Below are 23,710 nucleotides of genomic sequence, written 5' to 3'. Positions count from 1 at the left end.
TGGTTTCCTTCTGCATTACGCGCCGTTTTTCAGCGCTTCTAACTCTTCCCAGCGTTCAAACGCTGTTTCCAGTTCTTTCTCAGTCTGCGCCAGGGTATCAAGCACCGGCTGCGTTTTATCATGCGGTTGGCTGAAGAAATCTGGATGGCTCATCTGCGCCTGCAACTCGCCAATACGTGCTTCAAGCTGCTCCAGCTTTTGTGGCAACTGCTCCAGCTCACGTGTCAGGTTATAGCTTAACTTGGCGACGTTACGTTTGCTGGCATCATTTTTTTCCGCCGGTTTTGCCGTGGTGCTGGTTTTCACCACCGGAGCGGCCTTTAGCTGTTTATAAGCAGCACGCTGTTGCTGGGCATCATGATAACCGCCAACAAAGGTACCGATCTCACCATTACCTTCAAAGATCCAACATTCAGTGACGGTGTTATCAACAAACTGACGATCGTGGCTCACCAGCAGCACGGTGCCCTGATAGCCATCGATCAACTCTTCCAGCAGTTCGAGCGTTTCCACATCCAGGTCGTTAGTCGGTTCATCGAGAATCATCAGGTTGCTGGGTTTCAGGAACAGACGCGCCAGTAGCAGACGGTTACGTTCACCACCGGAGAGCGCACGCACTGGCGTCATGGCACGTTTCGGGTGGAACAAAAAGTCCTGCAAATAACCCAGCACATGGCGCGGCTTGCCGTTCACCAGCACTTCTTGCTTGCCTTCCGCCAGGTTATCCATCACGGTGCGATCCGGATCAAGCTCCGCGCGATGCTGGTCAAAGTACGCCACTTCCAGCTTAGTACCGGAGTGCACGCGACCGCTATCGGCCTGCAGCTGTTGCAGCATCAGACGCAACAGCGTGGTTTTACCGCAGCCGTTGGGGCCAATCAGGGCAATTTTGTCACCGCGCTGCACCTGCGAGGAGAAGTCCTGCACTAACACCTTGCCATCAACCGCATAATTAACGTGTTCCAGTTCAAACACGATCTTACCGGAGCGCGAGGCTTCACCCACCTGCATATTGGCTTTGCCCATCACTTCACGGCGTTCAGAACGCTCACGGCGCAGCGCTTTCAGCGCACGAACACGGCCTTCGTTACGGGTACGACGTGCTTTGATGCCCTGACGGATCCACACTTCTTCCTGCGCCAGTTTGCGGTCAAACTCGGCGTTCTGCATCTCTTCCACGCGCAACGCTTCTTCTTTGGCCAGCAGATACTGGTCGTAATCACCCGGCCAGGAGACTAACTTGCCGCGATCAAGATCGACAATGCGCGTCGCCATGTTGCGGATAAAGGAACGGTCATGCGAGATAAACACGATGCTGCCGGTAAAGGTTTTGAGGAAGGTTTCCAGCCAGTCGATGGTTTCGATATCGAGGTGGTTGGTCGGTTCATCCAGCATCAGTACGCGCGGATTGCTGACTAACGCGCGTCCCAGCGCCGCCTTACGCAGCCAGCCACCAGACAGCGACGACAGCTCGGTATCGGCCTGTAAACCGATTTTCTCCAGCACATCGTTGATGCGGCTTTCCAGCTGCCACAGATTGTGGTGATCCAGAATGCCCTGCAAACGCGCCATTTCGTTGAGGTTCTTCTCGCTGGGATCATCCATCACCACATGGGAAATCGCGTGGTACGCCTTCAGGTGTTCAGCTTGTTCTTCCACCCCTTCGGCGACAAAGTCATACACCGAACCGGTGATGTTGCGCGGCGGGTCCTGTTGCAGACGTGCCACCACCAGGTCGGTTTCATAAATGATGCGCCCATCATCCAGCGGCTGCTCACCGTTGATGATTTTCATCAGCGTGGATTTACCGGCCCCGTTGCGGCCCACCAGACAAACGCGTTCGCCCTCTTCAATGTGCAGCTCGGTGTTATCCAACAACGGCGCATCGCTGAAAGAGAGGTAAGCGCCATGGATACTGATCAGTGACATAAAACTTATTCCTTACCGGCGTGGCTAACCAGCCAGCAGTTGTGAATGTGATTACGGGCGAAATCCTGTGACTGGGTCTTCTGAGTGATTTCCTGCGCCTGTAAGCCCAGACGCTTTAACCCATCGAGATCCATTTTAAAGCCACGTTTGTTGTTAGAAAACATAATGGTACCGCCACGGCGCAGCAGACGCTTAAGATTCTGCATCAACATCAGATGATCGCGCTGCACGTCAAAATCGTCTTCCATACGCTTCGAGTTGGAGAAGGTCGGCGGATCAATGAAGATCAAGTCAAACTGTTCATTACTGTCACGCAACCAGCTCAGGCAATCAGCCTGCATCAGGCGATGCTGGCGGCCCGTCAGGCCGTTGAGGCGCAAGTTGCGCTCCGCCCATTCGAGATAGGTGCGCGACATATCCACCGTGGTGGTGGATTTCGCCCCGCCCAGACCAGCATGGACACTGGCGCTGCCGGTGTACGAGAACAGGTTGAGGAAATCTTTGTCCTGACTCATTTTGCCCAGCATCTGACGCGCGATACGGTGATCAAGGAACAGACCGGTGTCGAGATAGTCAGTCAGGTTGACAAGAAAACGGGCGTCAAATTCCTGCACTTCAAAGAAGTTGCCCTTCTCCGCCAGCTTTTGATACTGGTTTTTGCCTTTCTGACGCTCACGGGTTTTCAGTACCAGGCGGTTCGCCGGGATTTCCAGCACGCTGAGCGTGGCGCTGATCACGTCGAACAGGCGCTGACGCGCTTTGTTGGCATCAACGGTTTTTGGCGGTGCGTATTCCTGAATCACCACCCAATCGGCGTAGCGATCCACCGCCACGTTATACTCCGGCAGATCAGCATCGTACAGACGATAACAATCGATGTTCGACTGGCGCGCCCATTTTTCCAGTTTCTTCAAATTCTTGCGCAGACGGTTGGCGTAATCTTCCGCGATCTGTGCCGAGCCTGCACCACTGTTAGCAGCCAACTGATAATTTTTCTGCACGCACTCCAGCGGGCCATTTTTCGCTTTGAATTGGCGATCGGCACGCAGCGACAGGCAGCTGAGCAGCTCCGGTGAGGCGCTAAATAGCGACAGGTTCCAGCCCCCAAACTTCTGCTTCATGATGCGTCCCAGCTGGCTGTGCAACGCAATCAGTGCTGGCTCGCTCTCCAGACGCTCACCATACGGCGGGTTACTCAACACCGTACCGGTCACTTCAGTGGACAGCGGATTGCTCAGCTTCAAAACATCCTGCTGAGCGAAGGTGAAGAGTTCAGCCACACCAGCACGACGCGCATTGGCACGCGCCCATTCCAGCACGCGGCCATCATTGTCATAACCAAAGAAACGTGCGCTGGTGGCTGCCGTGCCCGCGCGGGCGCGCTGCTGCGCTTCAGCACGTAACTCCTGCCACAGTGGTTGGTTATGTTTTTTCCACCCATTAAAACCCCAGCGTGAACGCAACAGGCCCGGAGCACGATCGCAGGCCATCAGTGCCGCTTCAATCAACAAAGTGCCGGAACCACACATCGGATCGATCAGTGGTGTGCTGGTTTGCCAACCGGAACGCATCACAATCGCTGCCGCCAGATTCTCTTTCAACGGTGCCTGGCCGGTTTGCTGACGATAGCCACGTTGATGCAGTGCATCACCGCTCAGATCCAGCGCGATGCTGACACGATCTTTGTTCAGCCAGGCATTGATACGAATACCCGGTTGCTCACGATCGACATTCGGACGTGGCAAATTCTGGCGGGTAAAACTGTCAACGATGGCATCTTTAATACGCAGCGCACCAAACTGGCTGTTACGGATCACCTCGTTGGTGCCGCTGAAGTGGATAGCAAAGCTGGTGTTGCTGTCGAAGATGTCGCACCACGGAATACTCTGGGCGCCGACATAAAGATCGAGATCGCTCCAGACGCCGAATTCTCCCAGCGGCAGTAAAATACGCGAAGCCAGGCGGCTCCACAGCAGGCTTTGGTACATCACGCGGTCATCGGCCTCGAAATGCACCCCGCCCTGCACCACCTGCAAATCCTGCGCGCCCAGTGCGTCCAGCTCAGTTTTCAACAGCTCTTCGAGCCCACGCGCCGTACTGGCAAACAGAGAATTCATATCGTCACTTATACCCTTGATAAAATTGTTGCGCATTATAGCGAATCAGCGTCCTATATCCTAAAGTTAGCTTCTTTTTGTCCTGCATGACGGCTTTCAGGGAGTAGTGATGATTACGTTGTCCCGTCTGTATATCCATCCGGTTAAATCGATGCGCGGTCTTCAATTGTCGCATGCCCAGGTCCAGGAGAGCGGCCTGGGCTTTGACCGCATATTTATGGTCACCGAAACCGATGGCACCTTTATCACCGCACGCCAGTACCCGGAGATGGTGCGCTTCACCCCGGCATTGTTGCCGGATGGCTTGTTTTTACAGGCACCCGACGGCAGTCAGGCGCTGATTCGCTTTGCCGATTTCGCCGCCAATGACGCCCCCACTGAAGTATGGGGTAATCACTTTACTTCGCGTATTGCCCCGGATGCGGTCAATCAATGGCTGAGCGGCTTTTTTCCGCGTCCGGTGCAGCTACGCTGGACCGGATCCCAACCCACCCGACGCGTTAAACGCTTTGATCAGGTGCCCTTGAGTTTCGCCGATGGCTTTCCTTATCTGTTGGTGAATATGGCGTCCTTGCAGGATCTGCAACAACGCTGCCCCGCCAGCGTCCGTGTGGAACAGTTCCGCCCCAACCTGGTGGTCAGTGGCGCGCAGGCATGGGAAGAAGACAGCTGGAAAACCCTGAAAATAGGCGATATCACCTTTGAGATGCCGAAACCCTGTAGCCGCTGCGTGTTTACCACCGTGGGAACCGAGAGTGGAAAGAAACATCCGCAAGGTGAACCGCTGGCGACGCTGCAACGTTTCCGCAGTGCGCAGGATGGGAGCGGTGATATCGATTTCGGTCTGAATTTAATTGCGTTGAACAGCGGCGTGATCCGGGTGGGCGATCCCATCACCATTATTGAAAAGCAACCCGCTCGCGCTTACGGTGCTGGTCAGGTCGTGGAGACGCTGGCAACCACCGCCAGCCCGACCAGTAATCTCACCATTGATTATCAGGGCAGCGCCTTTACCGGCGATAATCAGCAAGTCTTGCTGGAGCAGCTTGAGATGCAGGGTTTTCGTATCCCCTACTCCTGCCGTGCCGGAATTTGTGGCAGCTGTAAAATGACGCTGGTATCAGGGGAAGTGAAAGCATTAAAGAAAAGTGCCGTGCGCGCGGATGGCACCATCCTGAGTTGTAGCTGCATTCCTGCCGGAGATATTGAGTTGGCGTAACCGCTTATACCGCCCTGGCGAACGGGGCGGATGATTCCTGCTGACAAGGTCGCAGGCGATCGTTCATCACTTTAATCGCATCCCCTAACACCATGCCTTTACCTGCCACGGTCAGCGCATGTTGTGCCAGCAGGCACAACGCGGCATTCTCACCACTTTCCACCACCAGCAGTTGTGCCTGCTCACCGCTATCTGCCAACGTCACGGCAACCATATCACCCGCGACAGGTTGCCAACTGTGGGCGTGGCTGGTGAAGTGCCAACTTTTCGGCATCAACGGTTTAAGAAAACGGCTGGCAACCAGTGCATTTAATACCAGCTCAGCACGTTGATCGCTTTTTAATCCACTCTGACGACAACGTTCTTCAAAAGTAAAATAAAGTGCGGCATCATCCACGCAAAAGCCGCTTTCACTGAATGCATCCGGCGTGAGCATTTTACGTGAGAAGCGCGAGCGAAATAACATGCCATCAGCCAGATCAAGCATCATCCGGTCATGCTCCGCGTCAAAATACCAACGCCAGTTGTCATCGGGTTTGATTTTCATGATGTGCCCTGTGGTTTATCGCTGCGCAAAATTGCGGTTCACAGCAAGGAAAAATAACGCTAAGGAAAAGCTGAAAAATGCACCAGCAGAACAAAATATAAACGAGCCAGAGGGATAAATAAACCCCCTGGCGCGGGAATGTGGGAAATGTCTTAGAGGTGGGTCACGATATCTTTAATTAAGCCAGGGCCTTTATAAATAAATCCTGAGTATATTTGCACCAGTGTGGCACCTGCGGCGATTTTTTCACGCGCCGCCACCAGCGAATCAATACCACCCACACCTATAATCGGCAGACGGCCTTGCAGCTCTTGTGACAGACGACGAATGATTTCGGTGCTGCGGGTTTGTACCGGACGACCACTTAAACCACCGGCTTCTTCGCTGTATTTCAACCCGGCAACCAGTGAACGATCCAGAGTGGTATTGGTGGCAATCACACCATCAATTTCATGACGTACTAAACTGTCAGCCACCTGGATCAATTCTTCTTCAGAAAGATCCGGCGCGATCTTCACCGCCACCGGCACATATTTAAGGTGTCGTTCCTGCAATTCTTTTTGCTTTAACTTGATCGCCGACAGCAGATCATCCAGCGCTTCCCCATATTGCAGCGAGCGTAATCCTGGGGTGTTAGGCGACGAAATATTGATAGCAATATAACCGGCATGGGCATACACCTTCTCCATGCAAATCAGATAATCGTCTTTCCCCTGTTCAACCGGCGTATCTTTATTTTTACCGATATTGATACCAAGGATTCCTTTAAAACGCGCCTTTTTAACGTTTTCCACCAGGTGATCGACACCCAGATTATTAAATCCCATGCGGTTAATTATGCCCTCCGCTTCCACCAGGCGGAACATACGCGGTTTATCATTACCGGGTTGCGCGCGGGGTGTGACAGTGCCGACTTCGACAAAACCAAAGCCCATCGCACCAAAGGCATCAATACATTCGGCGTTTTTATCGAGACCGGCTGCCAGCCCCAGAGCATTTGGAAAGGTCAGCCCCATACAGTTCACCGGACGCGCAGGTAACGACTGGCGGATAAACCCTTCCAGCGGCGTACCGCTGATAAAACGCAGTTGTTGAAAGGTAAGTTCGTGCGCACGCTCTGGATCGAGCTTAAACAGCGCCGGCCGGACGATAGGATATAACATGCACTCTCCTGAATGGCGGAAGCTTCGTGAAAGTCGGGGTGCACGGGAAAATGTGCGCCAGAATGGTAAAGGCCTCTGGCACAAAAGTAAATTGCAGCGCGAGGAAACGCAGGTCAAATTGACCTGCATCATCATTAACTTGCGGTATCTTTAATCGGGGTGCTGGCTGGTGGTGAATTATGCAGGTATTCGCGCAGAATACCGTGCCGGGCCATTACCCAGAAAATCCCCACGCAGACGAGGAATTCAGCAATCACCATCGACCAGGCTGCGCCAATCGCCCCGTACTTCCAGGCCAGAAACGCACAAACCGGAATATTGATAATTCCCGGCCCCAACATCACCAGCATACGCTGACGCGCCAGACCGTGGGGGATCAACACCTGCAACCCCGCCGGATAAGCGATATTGCCGAACAGGAAACACAACACAAACACCCGCAGCACATCAGCCGAAGCCACAAACTCTTTCCCCAGCAGGATACTCACCACCTCATCGGCGAAGAAATACGTGAAGATCACAATGCCCAGACTGAGCAGGAAAGAGATCAGCAAACTTCTCCGCGTCGCAGCAATAGCGGCCGCTTTATCACGGGAAAACAGATAACTGACGCGCGGAAAGAACGCGTTACCGATCTGTTCCGGCACCGAGTTCGCCGCCTTACGCAGACGATCGGCACCGTTATAGATACCAATCGCATAGTGCGAGGTAAAGGCCGCCAAAATCACCACGTTGACGCTATTAAACAGATTGGCACCTGCAATGGCGATAAACACATGCACGCTGTCTTTCAGGCGCTGTTTGATTTCGCTGGGTTCGAAGCGATAGCGGCCAATCACCTTCATCATCAATACAAATCTGAGGGTAATCAACGCGCTGATAATCGACACCACACCAGGGATCAGCGCTGCCAGCCAGGTATCTTCCGGCGTCTTCACCAACAGAAAGGTGAGCGGAATGGCGCAGAAATTACCGAAGGTGGCGATCACCGCCGTTTTGCCGAGTTTTTCGAACCCCTGCATCAACCAGCCAAAGGAGAACAATGAACCGAGCAACGTGGTGCAATTCGCCAGCACCACCCAGAACAGGAAATGCCAACCCGGATTAAGCCAGGTGGCCAGCAATAGCACCCCGCTGGTGGACAGCATCAACATCAATTTAGCGTTAAAGGTCGACCAGAAGATTTGCGTCACCCGCGTTTTATCTTCGCGATGTTGGGCGATGTCCTTGGTGGTGTAAACATTAAAACCCCAGTCGGAGATGGTGCTGCAATACATCACGCAGGCCAGCGCCAGCGCCAGCACGCCCATCTGGTTGACGCCCAAAATACGCGCCAGATAGGGCAAGGTGACTAAAGGAAAGAGAAATGACGCTCCCCGATAGGCCAGCAAAGATAAAATATTAATCACTAAACTCTTATCGAGTGTTTTTGCCATGACGCAACAACCTTAATGCTCATACCAGCAATGACTTTCGCACTTAATTCTGGTGCAATCAAACCACCGGAACACTTTTCGGAATAAGGCGGTTTTTCTTCATCTCTTTTATCACTTTGTAATTTTGCAGACGAATAAACAGTTCCGGCTGATTCAATAAAAGCCACTCTTTAAAACCGGCAGGTTTGATTTCCCGCCCGAGAAAGCGAATGGCGTTAATCACGTAATGCGGCACTGGTGTGCGGTTGTACAGTGAGAGATATATCATTAACCGGAAGGAGTGCAATAAATACTCTTTCTGGATCTGATTACGCCAGTCATTTTTCTCCAGCGTGGTCATTAAATCATGATAGGCCTGCATGAAAGCATGGTAACGTTGCAAAAAATAATCACTATTTTTGCTGCCATTGGTTAATGAACCCGCACGTACGCGTTGCTGATAATAACTTTTCTCGCTCACCCATGCCTGACGACTTTTCAGAAAAGCACCAAGGCTGAAGCAATGATCTTCGTGCACACGTTGTTCAAAACGTAACTGATATTTATCCACCACCGTGCGTTTTAAGATGTAATTCCAGGCTGCGGAGGTATAAGTACCGTTGCGTAATAAAGAGGAAAGGACCTGCTGCGCCGGGTGCAAACCGGCCAGGTCGTGCTTCACTTTAAAGGAGGTGTACTGCGGCTGCTCGTGCGAGAAAGCTATCGAGTTGAAGCAGAACAACTCTACCTGCGGCTGCGTCTGCGCCACTTGCCGCAACTCCTGTACCAGACCGGGGGCGACACGGTCATCCGGATCGCAGAAAAACAGAAACTCCCCCTGAGCCAGCTCAATCCCTTTGTCGCGCGCCAGTCCCGCACCGCCGTTAGGGACAGTGATAATCTGCACCTGTGGCACATTGGCATAATGTCGATTGAGCAGTGCCAGCGTGCCATCGGTTGAGCTGTCATTAACGATAATGATTTCATTGGGCGCGGATATTTGCGCTAACAGAGAATCCACACATTCAACAATATATTTCTCTACGTTGTAAGTAGGAATGATAACGGACAGCAGTTTCTCTGACATAAGCACTCTCTTTTTTCACTTTGTAAAAAGAAAAACAGCAATCACATTCCCGTGCACCAGAACGCACAGAATGCATTATCAAAAAAATCATTTAGCGCTAGCTTAATCAGTGGCCGGGGGTTTTGACAGTTCCGTTTTTCAACTGAGCCTCTGATAACCAGAGAGAATGATTATCAGCCGTGAAGTATCTGTTTATTATTTTCACCCTGTTGAGTTGTGGTTTAGTTTGCAAGCCAGAAAGAAATCTTGCCATTTGTAATTTAAGACAAAAAAGCATGTAAAAGCGGTTAATTCGTCACAGGTGGCGATGCAGAAGAAGTTGATTAAATGGATACCTGAAGATACAACCAGACATAATCATCACGCTGCCAGTCACCACTTCATGATTGTTTTTACGAGAGATTATCGTTAATCAGTGAAAATAATCGTACTGTGCTCTGGTATGGTGCCGACATGACTTTTGAGTCATGTCGATACACTTGTTATTCTTCCGCACACTAATAAATTCACCCAGGCTCATTTCATTGCTTTAAGAGAGTGAATCATTTCTATTTTGTGACTTACTGGTTTTCGGAATTGTCGTATCGATTCCTCCCCACCTTACGAGGAATAGCCGCCGTTTATTTGCAGATTCCGGCTTATCATTGCCGGATAAATCATTTAAGCCCTGCCCCCTGCTCTGTCAGGATTACCACATCAGTTCTCAATATCAGATAATCAATAACTTTTAGTTATAAGGAGTGACTATGCGGGTTATTACGCTGGCAGGCAGCCCACGATTTCCTTCCCGTTCCACAGCGTTGCTGAGCCTGTGCCAGCAGGCATTGGAAGCACGCGGTGTCGAAGTAATTCCCTGGAATATTCACAACTTTCAACCGGAAGATTTGTTGTATGCACGTTTTGATTCCCCGGCGTTGCAGGCACTGAAAGAAGATTTGGTACAGGCCGATGGCGTAATCGTCGCCACCCCAATTTATAAGGCCTCCTTTTCTGGCGCCTTGAAAACGTTGCTGGACTTGTTACCGGAACGCGCGCTGGAACATAAAGTTGTCCTGCCCCTGGCGAGTGGTGGCAGCGTGGCACATATGCTGGCGGTGGATTACGCCCTGAAACCGGTGCTCAACGCGCTTAAAGCGCAGGAAGTGTTGCACGGCGTGTTCGCTGATGACAGCCAAATCCAACACTACGATCGCCAGCCGGAGCTGGATCAGTTGCTGGCTGCGCGCATCGATGAAGCGCTGGATACCTTCTGGCATGCGCTGCATCGCCGCCATCAACCCTACGCTAAAGCCGTATAAAGGAAGAAGTATGAAAAGGACACTATCTGGTTTGCTGCTGTTTACCCTTAGCGCATTGTTTAGCCTGAGCACACTCGCCGCTGAGGCACCGGCGCAATTTCGTATTGGCTACCAGAAAGGTTCCGTCAGCATGGTGCTGGCTAAATCACATCGGCTGCTGGAACAACGCTTCCCGCATACGCAGATTCAGTGGATTGAGTTCCCCGCCGGTCCACAGATGCTGGAAGCGTTGAATGTCGGCAGTATCGACCTCGGCAGCACCGGCGATATCCCGCCCATTTTTGCCCAAGCCGCTGGCGCGGATTTACTGTATGTCGGATCGGAGCCACCCAAGCCACAAGCAGAAGTGATTCTGGTGCCGAAAGATAGCCCAATTCACAGCGTAGCCGAATTAAAAGGCCATAAGGTAGCGTTTCAGAAAGGTTCCAGTTCACACAACCTGTTATTACGTGCGCTGGCGCAGGCCGGTCTGAGCTTTAAGGATATTCAACCCACGTACCTGACCCCTGCCGATGCCCGTGCTGCCTTCCAACAGGGCGACGTTGATGCCTGGGCGATTTGGGATCCCTACTACTCTGCTGCGTTGTTGCAAGGCAATGTACGCGTACTGGCCGATGGCAGCAAACTGAATCAAACCGGTTCCTTCTATCTCGCCACCCGCAAATTCACCGCCGCCAATGGCAACTTCGTGCAGCAAGTGCTGCAAAGTTTTAGTGATGCCGATGCGTTAACCCGCAGCCAGCGTGAGCAAAGCATCGATCTGCTGGCGCAGGCGATGGGTCTGCCCAAGCCGGTGATAGCCAGCTATCTCGATCATCGGCCTCCCACCACCATTACGCCGGTCAGCGCCCATACCGCGCAGGCCCAACAGCAAACGGCTGATCTGTTCTATGCCAATCATTTGATGCCGGTGAAGGTAACGATCGCCGACCGCATCTGGCAACCACAGTCCGCCCAGCCTTAAGGAGTGAATAATGAGCGTATCCGTCTTTTGGTTTCTCCCGACCCACGGCGATGGTCACTATCTCGGCACCGATCAGGGTGCGCGCCCGGTGGATCATGCCTACCTGCAACAAGTGGCACAGGCTGCCGATCGCCTCGGTTTTGGTGGCGTGCTGATCCCGACCGGTCGTTCCTGTGAAGATGCCTGGCTGGTTGCCGCATCACTGATTCCGGTGACGCAACGCCTGCGTTTTCTGGTGGCGCTGCGTCCGGGGGTGATTTCACCGACCCAAGCCGCACGTCAGGCCGCCACGCTCGATCGTCTGTCGAATGGCCGCGCATTGTTTAATCTGGTGACCGGAGGCGACCCGGAGGAACTGGCCGGGGATGGCGTGTTTCTCGATCACCGTGAACGTTATGCCGAATCCGCCGAATTTACCCGTATCTGGCGTCGCGTGCTGGAAGGGGAAACCGTCGATTATGACGGCAAACACGTCAAGGTACGTGGTGCCCGCCTGTTATTTAAACCGGTACAGCAACCCCGTCCTCCACTGTGGTTCGGTGGCTCCTCTGACGCGGCACAGGATCTGGCGGCTGAGCAGGTCGATGTCTATCTCACCTGGGGCGAGCCGCCAGCCCAGGTTAAAGAAAAAATCGCCCAGGTGCGCGCGAAAGCAGAAGCCCAGGGGCGCAAAGTGCGTTTCGGTATCCGATTGCATGTGATTGTGCGAGAAACCAATGAAGAGGCGTGGCAGGCGGCCGATCGGCTGATCGCTCATCTGGATGATGCCACCATCGCCAAAGCACAAGCCGCACTGGCCCGCACCGATTCTGTCGGTCAACAACGTATGGCGGCGTTGCATGGTGGACGCCGTGACAAGCTGGAGATCAGCCCGAACTTGTGGGCCGGTGTCGGCCTGGTACGTGGCGGTGCCGGTACGGCGTTAGTCGGTGATGGTCCAACGATTGCCGCACGGATGCAGGAATACACCGATCTCGGCATCGAGACCTTTATTCTTTCCGGCTATCCGCATCTGGAAGAGGCGTATCGCGTTGGCGAGCTGCTGTTCCCGCACCTCGATCTGGCGGTGCCGCAGATCCCGCAGCCGTCCAGGATCAAAGCGCGCGGAGAGGCGGTCGCCCATGACTTCGCGCCACAAAAAGTGTCGCAGAGCTGAGGGTCCCATCATGGCAAAGAAACAACTGACCAATGCCCTGCTGCCGTGGGCGCTGCCGGTGATGTTGGTGGTGGTGTGGCAACTGGCCTCACAACTCGGGCTACTGTCGACACGTATTCTGCCGTCGCCGGAAAACATCCTGATTACCTTCTGGAAGCTCTCGGCCAGCGGTGAATTGTGGCAGCATCTCGCCATCAGCGGCTGGCGCGCGGCCATTGGTTTCAGTATCGGCGGTTCCATCGGTCTGATATTGGGCCTGATTACCGGCACCTCGCGTCTGGGCGAGCGTCTGCTCGATACCTCGGTGCAAATGCTGCGTAACGTGCCACATCTGGCGCTGATCCCGTTGGTGATCCTGTGGTTCGGCATTGATGAAGCGGCGAAAATTTTCCTTGTGGCGCTCGGTACGCTGTTCCCGATCTACCTCAATACCTGGCACGGTATCCGCAATATCGATCGCGGACTGGTGGAGATGGCGCGCAGCTATGGCCTTTCCGGCTGGAGCCTGTTTATTCAGGTGATTTTGCCCGGCGCCCTGCCCTCAATTATGGTTGGCGTGCGTTTTGCGCTGGGTCTGATGTGGCTGACGCTGATCGTTGCCGAGACCATCTCTGCCAACTCAGGCATTGGCTATCTGGCGATGAACGCACGTGAATTTCTGCAAACCGATGTGGTGGTGGTCGCCATCATTCTGTATGCCCTGCTCGGCAAACTGGCCGATGTCGCGGCACAATTGCTGGAGCGCGTCTGGTTACGCTGGCATCCGGCTTATCAACTGAAGGAGGCTAACGCATGAGCACTGCAACCCTCACCCCGGCGCGTCTCAACAGCGGGACACCGGTGGGCGTTAACCGTGTCGTCAAACGCTATGGCGACCGTACCATCCTGAATAATATCGACCTGCACATTCCGGCAGGACAATTTGTTGCAGTGGTGGGTCGCAGTGGCTGCGGCAAAAGCACCCTGCTGCGCCTGCTGGCCGGACTGGAATCCACTACGCATGGCGAGTTGCTGGCGGGCAATGCACCTCTGGCCTCAGCGCGTGATGATACGCGTCTGATGTTCCAGGATGCCCGTCTGCTGCCGTGGAAAAAGGTGATTGATAACGTCGGACTCGGGTTGAAAGGCCGCGCCTGGCGAGAAAATGCGCTGGAAGCGCTGGCGGCCGTGGGTCTGGCGGAACGCGCCAACGAATGGCCCGCCGCATTGTCAGGTGGGCAGAAACAACGTGTCGCATTGGCACGGGCCTTGATTCACCGTCCCGGCCTGTTGTTGCTGGACGAACCGCTGGGTGCGTTGGATGCATTGACGCGTATTGAAATGCAGGGATTGATCGAGTCACTGTGGCAACAGCATAACTTCACGGTGTTATTAGTGACGCACGATGTCAGCGAGGCGGTGGCGATAGCGGATCGGGTGCTGCTAATAGAGGAAGGCCAAATCGGGTTGGACCTGACGGTTGATTTACCGCGGCCCCGTCGTCGTGGTTCTGCCCGTTTGGCCGAGCTGGAAGCCGAAGTGCTGGACCGTGTAATGAAACGCGGCGCCAGCGAACAGCCGTTGCGCTTTGCGCAGCAGCGATAATCATTACCCTGTAGCGGCGCGATTTATCGCGCGGCTTTTTGCCAATGGCGGCAGAAAACTGCGCGATAAATCGCACCGCTACGGTTAGTTACGCATTCAACGCTTTGGTGATCTTCTCGTACAGATCGCCGGACAACTTATCCAGCCCTTTCAGCGTCTCCAGCGCCTGGCGCATCAATGCCTGACGCCCGGCATCGTAACGTTTCAGTCGAATCAGCGGCTCGATCATCCGCGCAGCAACCTGTGGGTTACGCGTGTTCAGATCGGTCAGCATCTCCACCAGGAATTGATAACCGCTGCCATCTTTGGCATGGAAGGCTGACGGATTGGCCGAGGCAAAGGCACCAATTAGCGAACGAATGCGATTGGGGTTACCCATGGTGAAGGAGCGATGATGCAGCAATTCACGCACCTTGCTCAGCACGTCTGCCGCCGGGCTGGTAGCCTGCAACACGAACCATTTGTCCATCACCAGACCATCCTGATGCCAGCGCTCGTCGTATGCCGCCAGCAAGGCATCACGGCATGGCAACTGCGCAGCCACCGCCACAGACAATGCCGCCAGCGCATCGGTCATGTTGGTGGCGTGCTGATATTGCGCCTGCACCAGTTTATCGGCCTGTTCAGCATCGCCAAATGCCAGATAATTCAGACAAACATTCTTCAGCGTGCGTTTGCCAATTTCCGCATGCTCAACCCGGTAGTCACTGCTCTGGTTAGCACGATAAACCGCGAGGAACTCATCGCTCAGTTCCTTCGCCAGGGTACGCACCAGCGCCTCACGCACTTCGGTGATGGCCTGTGGATCAATCACCTCAAACAGTTCCGCGATTTCATTCTCCGAAGGCAGCGACAGAATCAGCGCCATCAGCGCCGGATCGCCCTGCTCATCCAGCAACACCGCACGGAACGCATCGGCCACATGCAACGGCAGCGACAGCGGTTGTCCCTGCTGATGGCGCGCCACATTCAGACGAATATAGGTCGCCAGCAGGCTCTGCGCCGCATCCCAGCGAGAGAAATCATTGCGTGCATGGCGCATCAGGAACGTCAGTTGCGCATCGCTCCATTTATAGTCGAGCTTCACCGGCGCAGAGAATTCGCGCAGCAGTGACGGCACCGGCTGGAAATAAACTTTATCGAACACAAAGCTCTGAAACTCTTCGGTGACATTCAGCACATGATGCACCGGGTGACCATTGTGTTGCAGCGGGATCACCTTGCCTTCGCTATCGTACAGCTCAATATCCAGCGGGATATGTAACGGCAACTTCTCTTTCTGTTCGGCGGTCGGCGGCGTGTGCTGGGTGACGTGCAGCGTATATTGCTCCAGCTCCGGGTTGTAATCATCGCGTACCGTCAATACCGGCGTACCGGACTGGCTGTACCAGCGGCGGAACTGCGACAGGTCGACATTAGACGCATCTTCCATCGCCTGCACAAAATCGTCACAGGTGGCTGCGCTGCCATCGTGACGTTCAAAATAGAGCTGCATCCCTTTCTGGAAATTCTCTTCGCCCAGCAGGGTGTGCATCATGCGAATGACTTCTGAACCCTTTTCATACACCGTCAGGGTGTAGAAGTTGTTCATCTCAATCACCTGGTCCGGGCGGATGGGATGCGCCATCGGGCTCGCATCTTCGGCGAACTGCGCGCCGCGCATCACCCGCACGTTATCGATGCGGTTGACGGCACGGGAACCGAGATCCGAGCTGAACTCCTGATCGCGGAACACCGTCAGCCCCTCTTTCAGGCTGAGCTGGAACCAGTCACGGCAGGTAACGCGGTTGCCGGTCCAGTTGTGGAAATATTCGTGACCAATCACCGCTTCAATGCCGAGATAGTCTTTGTCGGTGGCGGTTTCCGCTTTTGCCAGCACATATTTGGAGTTAAAGACATTGAGGCCTTTGTTCTCCATCGCGCCCATGTTGAAGAAATCCACCGCGACGATCATAAAGATATCGAGGTCATATTCGAGACCAAAGCGCTCCTCATCCCATTTCATGCTGTTCTTCAGCGAGGTCATCGCCCAGTCGGCACGGTCAAGGTTGCCGCGATCGACGAAGATCTCCAGCGCCACATCACGGCCGGAACGGGTGGTGAAACTGTCACGCAGCACGTCAAAATCACCGGCGACCAGCGCAAACAGATAACAGGGTTTCGGGAACGGATCCTGCCATTTTACCCAGTGGCGACCATCTTCGTGACGACCACTTTCCAGCTTGTTGCCGTTGGAGAGCAGGAACGGATAGCGTGCCGCATCGGCGATGATGGTGGTGGTAAAACGCGCCAGCACATCCGGGCGGTCCAGATACCAGGTGATGTGGCGGAAACCTTCGGCCTCGCATTGTGTACACAGCGCCTCACCCGACTTATATAAGCCTTCCAGCGCGGTGTTTTGATCCGGGTGGATATCATTGATGATGGTCAGGGTGAAGGCATCCGGTAACTGGCTCAACACCAGCGCGCCCTCTTCTTCGCGATAATGCGGCCAGGGTTTCCCCTCCACCGCCAGCGAGACCAGCGTCAGGTCTTCTCCATCCAGACGCAGCTCAGCCTGGCTGTTGCCTAAACGCTTCACCTGGCTGACCGCCGTGACGCGGGTGGTGACCTCATTAAGGTCAAACGTCAAATCGATATCAGTGATGGTGAAATCAGGTGCACGGTAGTCGTGACGATATTTTATTTGCGGCTGTTGCGTCATAAATCCTTCTCGCATCGTTAAAAGGTATACCCGTCAAAGTCTAAGCGGGTTGGGCCTCAGTTGCCACGCACAATGCGTGCCTTAGCAGAAAATGCTACAATTTATTAACAATGGCACAAATGACCATCGACCTGACCCCTGCAAATATGGTGTGATCGCGGTCTATTACTGTTTTATACTCCTGCGTCTTTATGACTTTGTTGAACACCGGGCTATGCTCCGCGGAAGAGGATGCTGAAACGCACCATGACAGGACACGCTTCCCCGATTTTGACCACGCTGCTTGATACCGATGCCTACAAGCTTCATATGCAGCAGGCCGTATATCATCGTTATTACGATGTCCCGGTCACGGCGGAATTTCGCTGCCGCGGCACCGAGTTACTCGGCGTCTACACGGATGAACTCCGCACCCACATCAATGCGATGCACTCCCTCGCCCTGAGCGAAGAGGAGTATCGTTATCTTTCCGCCCTGCCTTTCTTTGACGCCGACTATCTCAGCTGGCTGCGTGGCTTCCGTTTCGATCCCCGCCAGGTGGTGGTACGCAACGATCACGGTAAACTGGCGATCCAGATCAGCGGTCCGTGGCGTGAAGTAATTCTGTGGGAAGTGCCATTGCTGGCATTGATTAGCGAACTGGTACATCGACATCGCACGCCGCAGATCGGTGTTACGCAGGCGGTCGATCATCTGCAACAAAAGCTGACAGATTTTCGCCAACAGGTGGGCGATCTGGATATGTCGCGCTTCCATCTGATGGATTTCGGCACCCGTCGTCGCTTTTCACAGCCGGTGCAGGAAGCGATCGTCAGCACCCTGAAACAAGATTTCCCCTGGCTGGTGGGCACCAGCAACTATGACCTGGCGCGCCGTCTGCAACTTAACCCGGTCGGCACTCAGGCACATGAATGGTTCCAGGCGCATCAACAAATCAGTCCGGTGCTGGCAAATAGTCAGCGTGCTGCACTGCAATCCTGGCTGGATGAGTACGATGACCAACTTGGTATCGCGCTGACCGATTGCATCACCATGGATGCCTTCCTGCGCGATTTCGGCCCCGGCTTTGCCAATCGCTATCAGGGTTTGCGCCATGATTCGGGCGATCCGGTGGAATGGGGTGAGAAAGCCATCGCTCACTATCAGCGCCTGGATATCGATCCGAGAAGCAAAACCCTGGTGTTCTCCGACAATCTCGACCTGGACAAAGCGCTGGCGCTGTATCGTCACTTTGGTCAACGCGCTAATGTGGTGTTTGGTATCGGCACGCGCCTGACCTGTGATATTCCGGGCGTCACACCGCTGAATATCGTGATCAAACTGGTGAGCTGCAACGGCAAGCCAGTCGCCAAACTGTCGGACAGTCCGGGCAAAACCATCTGCCAGGATAAAGCCTTTGTCCGCGCGCTGCGCAAAGCCTTCGACCTGCCGCTGGTGAAAAGAGCCAGCTAACCACCCGACAGCAGGGTACCTGTACCCTGCTGTACTGCAACAAATCTCCCGCTATCCCGGCAATTTTGCTTGTTTCCTGATGGCTCGTAAGTAACATAGCAAAACCCCGGTATGGGGAATGTATAAATTGACTTCATCCTAATATATAGAGAGATATTTATGAGCGTAGTGCCTGTAGCGGATGTACTGCACGGCCGTGTCGCGGTTGACAGTGACGTCACCGTACGTGGTTGGGTGCGTACCCGAAGAGATTCCAAAGCCGGTCTTTCCTTTATCGCCGTTTATGACGGTTCCTGCTTTAATCCCGTTCAGGCTGTCGTCAATAATTCTCTGAATAATTATCAGGACGAAGTGTTGCGTCTGACCACGGGCTGCTCGGTGATTGTGACCGGCAAAGTAGTGGAATCGCCGGGCGAAGGCCAGGCGTTTGAACTGCAAGCCACGCAGGTTGAAGTGGTAGGCTGGGTGGACGATCCGGATACCTATCCGATGGCGGCCAAACGTCACAGCATCGAATACCTGCGTGAAGTGGCGCACCTGCGTCCGCGCACCAACCTGATTGGTGCCGTGGCTCGCGTACGTCACACCCTGGCGCAGGCGCTGCATCGCTTCTTCCATGAAAACGGCTATTTCTGGGTTTCCACGCCGCTGATCACCGCTTCCGATACCGAAGGTGCCGGTGAGATGTTCCGCGTCTCTACGCTGGACATGGAAAACCTGCCGCGCGACCCACAGGGCAAAGTCGATTACGACAAAGACTTCTTTGGTAAAGAAGCGTTCCTGACGGTGTCCGGCCAGTTGAACGGCGAAACCTACGCCTGTGCGCTATCTAAAGTCTACACCTTCGGCCCAACCTTCCGTGCGGAAAACTCCAACACCAGCCGTCATCTGGCGGAATTTTGGATGCTGGAACCGGAAGTGGCGTTCGCCACACTTGATGATGCGGCGGCCCTGGCAGAAGCCATGCTGAAGTATGTTTTCAAGGCGGTGCTGGAAGAGCGTGCTGATGACCTGGCGTTCTTTGCGGAGCGCGTAGACAAAGATGCGATTTCTCGCCTGGAACGTTTTGTTAGTGCAGATTTCGCTCAGGTGGACTACACCGATGCCATCGAGATTTTGCTGAAAAGCGGCCAGAGCTTCGAAAATCCGGTCTCCTGGGGCGTCGATCTGTCGTCAGAACACGAGCGTTACCTCGCTGAGAAGCACTTCAAAGCACCAGTGGTGGTGAAGAACTATCCGAAAGATATCAAAGCCTTCTATATGCGTATGAACGAAGATGGCAAAACCGTGGCGGCGATGGATGTCCTCGCACCAGGTATCGGTGAAATCATCGGGGGTTCACAGCGTGAAGAGCGTCTGGATGTGCTGGATGCACGTCTGGCTGAGATGGGGCTGAACAAAGAAGATTACTGGTGGTACCGTGACTTACGTCGTTACGGCACCGTGCCGCACTCCGGCTTCGGTTTAGGTTTCGAACGATTAATCGCCTATGTCACCGGCGTACAAAATGTAAGGGATGTTATCCCCTTCCCACGTACACCGCGCAACGCCAATTTCTAAAATTCGCGATTAATTATAAGTAATTCATATATATAACGAGGTCGGCTTTGCCGGCCTTTTTTTATTTTTGTAAATTTAGAGTTCTCTCACAAAGTTCCCGGATTATTACATTTTGTAATACAATTTTTCCTTTTGATACGTAATTGCGAGATTAGTAGCATTTTGGGGGTAGAATTACCAACCCCGGGATGGAAAGATGCGTGCAGACACAGGAGACACCAAACTTCTTTCAAGGTTCCCGTAAAGGTTTCTTGACGGCAGTGGCAGGTGTCCAAATAACTCCAATGAGGGTAATAAAAAATGATGAAGCGCAACATTCTTGCAGTGGTTATCCCTGCTCTGTTAGCTGCTGGTGCAGCAAACGCAGCAGAAATCTATAACAAAGATGGCAACAAATTAGACCTGTACGGTAAAGTTGATGGTCTGCATTACTTCTCTGACGACACAGACAACGATGGCGACCAGACTTATGTGCGCTTCGGCTTCAAAGGTGAAACTCAGATCACCGACCAACTGACCGGTTACGGCCAGTGGGAATACAACATCCAGGCTAACAACTCAGAAAGTTCAACTGACGCGCAAAATGGCAACAAAACCCGTCTGGGCTTTGCCGGTCTGAAATTTGCTGACGCAGGTTCTTTCGACTACGGTCGTAACTACGGCGTTGTTTACGATGCAATCGGCTGGACCGATATGCTGCCGGAATACGGCGGTGACTCTGGTTACTCTGACAACTTCCTGGCTGGCCGTTCTACCGGTCTGGCTACCTACCGTAACAGCAACTTCTTCGGTCTGGTTGATGGCCTGAACTTCGCTGTTCAGTACCAGGGCAAAAACGATCGTGACGAAATTCGTCGTGCTAACGGTGACGGCTGGGGTACTTCAGTCTCCTATACCTCTCCGATCGGTGTTGGCATCGTAGGTGCTTATGGTTCAGGCGACCGCACCAACGCGCAGAACTCAGCGACCTACGGTCGTGGCGACAAAGCTCAGCAGTGGGCAACTGCTCTGAAATATGACGCGAACAACGTATACCTGGCAGCAATGTACAGCGAAACCCGTAATGCAACTTACATCAGCAACGAAAACACCGGTGCTGACGGTTTCGCTAACAAATCTCAGGTTATCGAATTCGTTGCTCAGTACCAGTTCGACTTCGGCCTGCGTCCGTCTGTTGCCTACGTACAGTCTAAAGGCAAAGACATCGAAGGTATCGGCGATGCTGACCTGTACAAATATGTTGAAGTGGGCGCAACCTACTACTTCAACAAAAACATGTCTACCTATGTTGATTACAAAATCAACCAACTGGACGACAACAACCCGCTGGGTCTGGCTACCGACGACGTAGTTGCAGTGGGTCTGGTTTACCAGTTCTAATCTGCCGATTAGTACCGTGTAATACCTTAAAAACGGAGCCTTCTGGCTCCGTTTTGCTTTTCAGTGATCCACTTCGCAATAAGCGGCATTAATGGCAGCCGTGGCATTATTTCTTTTTCGTCTCAACGGTTGGCAAGTGTGCCGACTGACGCTAACCTGATAGCTCATTTCGCTAAAGTTCACGCAACTGGACCTGACTCATGTTTGAATCGATCTCTGCCGCACCCGCCGATCCCATTCTTGGTTTGGCCGATCTGTTTCGCGCCGACGACCGCCCGAATAAAATCAACCTTGGCATTGGTGTCTATAAAGACGAAACCGGTAAAACGCCGGTGCTCACCAGTGTGAAAAAAGCTGAGCAGTATTTGCTGGAAAACGAAACCACCAAAAATTATCTCAGCATTGATGGTCTGGCTGATTTTGCCCGCTGCACGCAGGAGCTGCTGTTTGGTAAAGAGAGCGCACTGATTGCCGCAGGACGCGCCTGCACGGCACAGACGCCGGGTGGTACGGGCGCGCTGCGTGTTGCCGCAGATTTCCTTGCCAATCAGACCAGCGTGAAACGTATCTGGGTGAGCAATCCAAGCTGGCCGAACCATAAAAACGTGTTCAACGCCGCCGGTCTCGAAGTCTGCGATTACCAATATTACGATGCAGCAAACCACACGCTGGATTTTGACGGCATGGTCGCGTCACTGCAGGCCGCGAAAGCGGGCGATGTGGTGCTGTTCCATGGCTGCTGCCACAACCCTACCGGTATCGATCCAACAACCGAGCAATGGCAACAGCTGGCCGCTCTCTCTCAGGCTAACGGCTGGCTCCCGCTGTTTGATTTCGCCTATCAGGGCTTTGCCCGTGGCCTGGAAGAAGACGCTGAAGGTCTGCGCATTTTTGCCGCTTCGCATCAGGAGCTGATTGTTGCCAGCTCTTACTCGAAAAACTTCGGCCTGTATAACGAACGTGTGGGTGCTCTGACCGTAGTTGCCGCTAATAGCGATGTGGCGAAAACTGCGTTCAGCCAGGTGAAGTACAGCATTCGTGCTAACTACTCTAACCCACCTGCACACGGTGCGGCGGTAGTGGCGACCATCCTCGGTAACGATGCGCTACGTACCATTTGGGAGCAGGAACTGACCGATATGCGCCAGCGTATCCAGCGTATGCGTCAGTTGTTTGTGAACACGCTGGCCTCAAGCGGTGCAGAGCAGGATTTCAGCTTTATCATCAAGCAGAACGGTATGTTCTCGTTCAGCGGCCTGACCAAAGATCAGGTGGTGCGTCTGCGTGAGGAGTTTGGGGTTTACGCGGTGAACTCAGGACGTGTTAACGTCGCGGGAATGACGCCAGACAATATGTCGGCGCTGTGCGAAGCGATTGTCGCCGTGCTGTAAAACATTACGATCCCGTAGCGGCGCGGTTTATCGCGCATTGCGAAAAAGACGCGTGATAAATCACGCCGCTACGGTTTATACATGCAGTTTTATTGCAGAAACGGATTACTGATACGTTCGCGGCCGAGCGTGGAAATCGGTCCATGCCCCGGCACAAAAGTCACATCGTCACCCAGCGGCAGCAATTTTGTTTTGATAGCCGCGATTAAATCGCTGTGACTGCCCTGTGGAAAATCTGTCCGCCCTACACCACCATTAAAAATCACGTCACCTGAGATCAACAGACGACCGGCGCGGTCAAAAAACACGATATGGCCCGGAGTATGTCCTGGACAATGCAGCACTTCCAGCGTCACTTCACCCACTTGCACCGTTTCGCCCTCTTCCAGCCAGCGGTCCGGCGTCAGCGGCGCACACTCCGGCAGACCAAACATACGACTCTGGGTCGGCAAGGCTTCCAGCCAGAAGGCGTCAAGACGTTGCGGCCCGACAATGGGCACCTGGTAATGCGCAGCCAGTTCAGCCGCCGCACCTACATGATCGAGATGCCCATGCGTCAGCAGAATCTGGGCCGGGGTGATGCCACGCTCCAGAAGTATGGCGATGATGGTCGCCGCATCGCCACCTGGATCCACCAGCGCAGCCTGCTGAGTATCGTCACCCCAGATTACAGAACAATTCTGGGAAAAGGCGGTGACCGGAATAATGAGGTAGTTCATAGCGCTCCATGACCGACACACGCAG

18 protein-coding genes are annotated in these 23,710 nt (G+C 53.7%); 10 read left to right on the top strand and 8 right to left on the bottom strand.

Annotated features, from left to right (window positions below; genetic code table 11):
- Window positions 1-15 precede the first annotated feature (15 nt).
- Complete coding sequence (locus tag AC6I8W_RS07440; protein ID WP_497837598.1) at window positions 16-1,929, bottom strand: ABC transporter ATP-binding protein; 1,914 nt, start codon at window positions 1,927-1,929, stop codon at window positions 16-18.
- Window positions 1,930-1,934: 5 nt separating this feature from the next.
- Entirely contained in the window at window positions 1,935-4,046 is a 2,112-nt protein-coding gene (gene rlmKL / locus AC6I8W_RS07435; RefSeq protein ID WP_497837597.1) for a bifunctional 23S rRNA (guanine(2069)-N(7))-methyltransferase RlmK/23S rRNA (guanine(2445)-N(2))-methyltransferase RlmL, read from the bottom strand.
- Between the two features lie 109 nt (window positions 4,047-4,155).
- Here rlmKL and AC6I8W_RS07430 point away from each other — a divergent pair, with 109 nt between their 5' ends.
- The gene (locus AC6I8W_RS07430) at window positions 4,156-5,265 is read left to right on the top strand and encodes a YcbX family protein (protein ID WP_497837596.1); all 1,110 of its coding nucleotides are present in this window, start codon (window positions 4,156-4,158) and stop codon (window positions 5,263-5,265) included.
- A gap of 4 nt (window positions 5,266-5,269) precedes the next feature.
- On the opposite strand, the gene AC6I8W_RS07425 is transcribed toward AC6I8W_RS07430, so the two are convergent.
- The 4 genes from AC6I8W_RS07425 to AC6I8W_RS07410 all read right to left on the bottom strand — a co-directional run bounded on the left by AC6I8W_RS07425 (window position 5,270) and on the right by AC6I8W_RS07410 (window position 9,477).
- Entirely contained in the window at window positions 5,270-5,812 is a 543-nt protein-coding gene (locus tag AC6I8W_RS07425) for a cell division protein ZapC (RefSeq protein ID WP_497837595.1), read from the bottom strand.
- A gap of 152 nt (window positions 5,813-5,964) precedes the next feature.
- Window positions 5,965-6,975, bottom strand: a complete 1,011-nt coding sequence (gene pyrD / locus AC6I8W_RS07420) for a quinone-dependent dihydroorotate dehydrogenase (RefSeq protein ID WP_497837594.1) — start codon at window positions 6,973-6,975, stop codon at window positions 5,965-5,967.
- Window positions 6,976-7,109: 134 nt separating this feature from the next.
- Window positions 7,110-8,411 (bottom strand): flippase, encoded by a 1,302-nt coding sequence (locus AC6I8W_RS07415; protein ID WP_497837593.1) that lies wholly within the window; start codon window positions 8,409-8,411, stop codon window positions 7,110-7,112.
- A gap of 58 nt (window positions 8,412-8,469) precedes the next feature.
- Window positions 8,470-9,477 carry a glycosyltransferase family 2 protein gene (locus AC6I8W_RS07410; RefSeq protein WP_497837592.1) on the bottom strand — a complete coding sequence of 336 codons (1,008 nt, stop codon included), beginning with the start codon at window positions 9,475-9,477 and terminating at the stop codon, window positions 8,470-8,472.
- Between the two features lie 746 nt (window positions 9,478-10,223).
- On the opposite strand from AC6I8W_RS07410, the gene ssuE reads away from it, so the two are divergent.
- From ssuE to ssuB, 5 genes are read left to right on the top strand one after another with little or no spacing between them, the layout of a single operon-like run.
- Window positions 10,224-10,775, top strand: a complete 552-nt coding sequence (gene ssuE / locus AC6I8W_RS07405) for an NADPH-dependent FMN reductase (RefSeq protein ID WP_480370044.1) — start codon at window positions 10,224-10,226, stop codon at window positions 10,773-10,775.
- Between the two features lie 10 nt (window positions 10,776-10,785).
- The gene (locus AC6I8W_RS07400; RefSeq protein ID WP_497837591.1) at window positions 10,786-11,739 is read left to right on the top strand and encodes a sulfonate ABC transporter substrate-binding protein; all 954 of its coding nucleotides are present in this window, start codon (window positions 10,786-10,788) and stop codon (window positions 11,737-11,739) included.
- Between the two features lie 10 nt (window positions 11,740-11,749).
- Window positions 11,750-12,895: an FMNH2-dependent alkanesulfonate monooxygenase gene (ssuD, locus tag AC6I8W_RS07395; RefSeq protein ID WP_497837590.1), complete on the top strand. Its 1,146-nt coding sequence runs from the start codon at window positions 11,750-11,752 to the stop codon at window positions 12,893-12,895.
- 10 nt (window positions 12,896-12,905) lie between these two features.
- Window positions 12,906-13,691: an aliphatic sulfonate ABC transporter permease SsuC gene (gene ssuC, locus AC6I8W_RS07390; RefSeq protein ID WP_497837589.1), complete on the top strand. Its 786-nt coding sequence runs from the start codon at window positions 12,906-12,908 to the stop codon at window positions 13,689-13,691.
- Window positions 13,688-14,479, top strand: a complete 792-nt coding sequence (gene ssuB / locus AC6I8W_RS07385) for an aliphatic sulfonates ABC transporter ATP-binding protein (protein ID WP_497837588.1) — start codon at window positions 13,688-13,690, stop codon at window positions 14,477-14,479. Before ssuC ends, ssuB begins: the two co-directional genes overlap by 4 nt.
- Before the next feature lie 88 nt (window positions 14,480-14,567).
- Here the strand turns inward: ssuB and pepN are convergent, their stop codons facing one another.
- The gene (gene pepN, locus AC6I8W_RS07380) at window positions 14,568-17,183 is read right to left on the bottom strand and encodes an aminopeptidase N (RefSeq protein ID WP_497837587.1); all 2,616 of its coding nucleotides are present in this window, start codon (window positions 17,181-17,183) and stop codon (window positions 14,568-14,570) included.
- Between the two features lie 231 nt (window positions 17,184-17,414).
- Between pepN and pncB the strand changes: the two genes are divergently transcribed.
- From pncB to AC6I8W_RS07360, 4 genes are all read left to right on the top strand, one after another.
- On the top strand, window positions 17,415-18,635 hold the full coding sequence (gene pncB / locus AC6I8W_RS07375) for a nicotinate phosphoribosyltransferase (protein ID WP_497837586.1): 1,221 nt from the start codon (window positions 17,415-17,417) through the stop codon (window positions 18,633-18,635).
- A 159-nt stretch (window positions 18,636-18,794) separates the two neighbouring features.
- Window positions 18,795-20,195, top strand: a complete 1,401-nt coding sequence (gene asnS, locus AC6I8W_RS07370; protein WP_497837585.1) for an asparagine--tRNA ligase — start codon at window positions 18,795-18,797, stop codon at window positions 20,193-20,195.
- Between the two features lie 300 nt (window positions 20,196-20,495).
- Window positions 20,496-21,575 (top strand): porin OmpF, encoded by a 1,080-nt coding sequence (gene ompF, locus AC6I8W_RS07365; RefSeq protein ID WP_497837584.1) that lies wholly within the window; start codon window positions 20,496-20,498, stop codon window positions 21,573-21,575.
- A gap of 200 nt (window positions 21,576-21,775) precedes the next feature.
- Window positions 21,776-22,966, top strand: a complete 1,191-nt coding sequence (locus tag AC6I8W_RS07360; protein WP_497837583.1) for an amino acid aminotransferase — start codon at window positions 21,776-21,778, stop codon at window positions 22,964-22,966.
- Window positions 22,967-23,055: 89 nt separating this feature from the next.
- Here AC6I8W_RS07360 and AC6I8W_RS07355 read toward each other — a convergent pair whose 3' ends face one another.
- Window positions 23,056-23,685 (bottom strand): MBL fold metallo-hydrolase, encoded by a 630-nt coding sequence (locus AC6I8W_RS07355; RefSeq protein WP_497837582.1) that lies wholly within the window; start codon window positions 23,683-23,685, stop codon window positions 23,056-23,058.
- Window positions 23,686-23,710: the final 25 nt, after the last annotated feature.

This window comes from Pantoea sp. X-Soil-TKNS-1211 (genome assembly GCF_059730495.1).
Note: the sequence above shows the minus strand (reverse complement) of the source record. Positions and strands in the feature narration are given on the sequence as shown.

Coding starts and splice junctions, on each gene's coding strand:
- pyrD (WP_497837594.1), bottom strand. CDS start 6,975: ATGTTATATCCTATCGTCCGGCCGGCGCTGTTTAAGCTCGATCCAGAG.
- AC6I8W_RS07400 (WP_497837591.1), top strand. CDS start 10,786: ATGAAAAGGACACTATCTGGTTTGCTGCTGTTTACCCTTAGCGCATTG.
- AC6I8W_RS07440 (WP_497837598.1), bottom strand. CDS start 1,929: ATGTCACTGATCAGTATCCATGGCGCTTACCTCTCTTTCAGCGATGCG.
- pncB (WP_497837586.1), top strand. CDS start 17,415: ATGCTGAAACGCACCATGACAGGACACGCTTCCCCGATTTTGACCACG.
- ssuB (WP_497837588.1), top strand. CDS start 13,688: ATGAGCACTGCAACCCTCACCCCGGCGCGTCTCAACAGCGGGACACCG.
- ssuE (WP_480370044.1), top strand. CDS start 10,224: ATGCGGGTTATTACGCTGGCAGGCAGCCCACGATTTCCTTCCCGTTCC.
- AC6I8W_RS07410 (WP_497837592.1), bottom strand. CDS start 9,477: ATGTCAGAGAAACTGCTGTCCGTTATCATTCCTACTTACAACGTAGAG.
- ssuD (WP_497837590.1), top strand. CDS start 11,750: ATGAGCGTATCCGTCTTTTGGTTTCTCCCGACCCACGGCGATGGTCAC.
- AC6I8W_RS07430 (WP_497837596.1), top strand. CDS start 4,156: ATGATTACGTTGTCCCGTCTGTATATCCATCCGGTTAAATCGATGCGC.
- asnS (WP_497837585.1), top strand. CDS start 18,795: ATGAGCGTAGTGCCTGTAGCGGATGTACTGCACGGCCGTGTCGCGGTT.
- AC6I8W_RS07415 (WP_497837593.1), bottom strand. CDS start 8,411: ATGGCAAAAACACTCGATAAGAGTTTAGTGATTAATATTTTATCTTTG.
- AC6I8W_RS07355 (WP_497837582.1), bottom strand. CDS start 23,685: ATGAACTACCTCATTATTCCGGTCACCGCCTTTTCCCAGAATTGTTCT.
- AC6I8W_RS07425 (WP_497837595.1), bottom strand. CDS start 5,812: ATGAAAATCAAACCCGATGACAACTGGCGTTGGTATTTTGACGCGGAG.
- ompF (WP_497837584.1), top strand. CDS start 20,496: ATGATGAAGCGCAACATTCTTGCAGTGGTTATCCCTGCTCTGTTAGCT.
- rlmKL (WP_497837597.1), bottom strand. CDS start 4,046: ATGAATTCTCTGTTTGCCAGTACGGCGCGTGGGCTCGAAGAGCTGTTG.
- pepN (WP_497837587.1), bottom strand. CDS start 17,183: ATGACGCAACAGCCGCAAATAAAATATCGTCACGACTACCGTGCACCT.
- AC6I8W_RS07360 (WP_497837583.1), top strand. CDS start 21,776: ATGTTTGAATCGATCTCTGCCGCACCCGCCGATCCCATTCTTGGTTTG.
- ssuC (WP_497837589.1), top strand. CDS start 12,906: ATGGCAAAGAAACAACTGACCAATGCCCTGCTGCCGTGGGCGCTGCCG.